This is a genomic window from Ruegeria sp. AB8 (assembly GCF_056542605.1).
The window spans coordinates 1-1,650 of record NZ_JBQGAB010000081.1 but is presented as its reverse complement, the minus strand read 5'-3'; the positions used below and the strand labels follow the sequence as shown (position 1 = coordinate 1,650).

Genomic DNA, 1,650 nt, shown 5'->3' with positions numbered 1-1,650 from the left:
GCGACCAGATACGACAGATGCCCGAAGGTCTTCCTCTCCGCCATCGCCCTCGCCGCAACCGTCATTTATTGGTTATGAGTCCTGACCCTAGCGCGAGTTGAACATGGTAAGTTTTAGTAGATGGAAGCTGTTCCAGACAGAAAGGAGCCTCTGCCGGTATTTCTCCATTGGCAATGTCTCGCCAACATCTATCCAAGCGTTTTTGGAAAAAGCGAGACCAATTTGCGCATTGGCAGCTTTGAGTGCCTTCAGCCTTCATAGGGCTTCCCCCGGGAACTATGCATCGGTCTTTATGTGAAACAAGTTAGGTGCTTTTGAAATGCCCTGCCCACAAGGGAAGGTGCGGTCAGAGAAACTTTTCTTGATGCAGAATTCTCAATACGTGCCACAAGGTCTGTACGCGCAGGGCACACAGCGTTCCGTATTGACTAGCAAATCACAATCTACCTAAATTTTGGTATGAGTAGCGGAAAACACTTTGACGATTTATCAGTCGGTGATGCTTTCGATACCGGTGGTATTACGCTCACCGAAAGCGCGATTATTGACTTCGCGCTTACGCACGACCCACAACCTTTCCACGTGAACAAGGTGGCGGCAACGGAGTCGATATTCGGCGGTATTGTCGCCAGCGGCTTTCAAACAGTTGCGCTCACCTTCCGGTTATTTCGTGACACTGGTGTGTTGACTGGAACCAACTTGGGCGGCCACGGCATGGACGAGGTTCGGTGGCTTGCTCCCGTTTTCCCCGGCGATACACTGCGAGCGCGTGTTACAGTTGAGGTGCTTACGCCATCACACTCCAAGCCTGATCGAGGAACGGTACGATTTCGCTACCGGACGTACAACCAAAACGATGTCGAGGTACTTAGTCTGGTCATGGATCATGTTATGGCTCGGCGAAAGTAAGTCAGTTCATCTTCATATTGTGGACGTCGGCGTTGGGCTTGGTTCGACTATTCGCTGAGCAAGGTTTGAGAGACTGCAATTCGGACAGTCCGGCCGTACGCAGGGCCCTGCCTAATGCGCGTCTTTCTTTACGCGTCAGTGGACTCTCGTTCCCTGGAAAAGTAAGATGGCGCCATAGTTCTGTGACCTAGGGAAGCAGGTGCTATGACGGATGACCAAGTTCGGCGACGGCTCGCGGCTATCCTTGCAGCAGACGCAGTAGGATACAGTCGGCTGATGGATGCGGACGAAGAAGCTACCCTGCGAACGCTCCTGGCCCACCGTGAAACCATTGAAGTATCCATTGCCAATTACGGCGGTCGTGTTTTCGGATCGGCGGGCGACAGTGTAGTCGCCGAATTCCCGAGTCCCGTGGAAGCCGTGCGCTGCGCCATAGAAATTCAGCGGGGACTCGAGACTGGAAACGCTCACTTTCCAGTAGACCGCGTTATGCTTTTTCGCATTGGCATCAACCTCGGCGATGTAATGGTCGAGGGAGGCAACCTCTTTGGCGACGCAATTAACGTCGCTGCCCGGCTCGAGAAGCTGGCCGAAGCTGGGGGAATTATGATCAGCGGAACGATTTACGATCAGGTTGTTGGCAAGATCTCTGGACGTGTCGCGGTTTGATGCCGCTCCTTTGATAGCATTTATTGCAGCAAAGGAGATGAACTATGGGAACGAAACGAACGGACGAGTTTC

Annotated in this window: 2 protein-coding genes; both read left to right on the top strand. The window is 52.8% G+C overall.

The window, feature by feature from the left end:
• Positions 1 to 459 precede the first annotated feature (459 nt).
• Positions 460 to 909 carry a MaoC family dehydratase gene (locus ACR0CG_RS23775; RefSeq protein WP_170682856.1) on the top strand — a complete coding sequence of 150 codons (450 nt, stop codon included), beginning with the start codon at positions 460 to 462 and terminating at the stop codon, positions 907 to 909.
• A 204-nt stretch (positions 910 to 1,113) separates the two neighbouring features.
• Positions 1,114 to 1,578 (top strand): adenylate/guanylate cyclase domain-containing protein, encoded by a 465-nt coding sequence (locus ACR0CG_RS23770; protein ID WP_480527967.1) that lies wholly within the window; start codon positions 1,114 to 1,116, stop codon positions 1,576 to 1,578.
• Positions 1,579 to 1,650 lie beyond the last annotated feature (72 nt).

Coding starts and splice junctions, on each gene's coding strand:
- ACR0CG_RS23775 (WP_170682856.1), top strand. CDS start 460: ATGAGTAGCGGAAAACACTTTGACGATTTATCAGTCGGTGATGCTTTC.
- ACR0CG_RS23770 (WP_480527967.1), top strand. CDS start 1,114: ATGACGGATGACCAAGTTCGGCGACGGCTCGCGGCTATCCTTGCAGCA.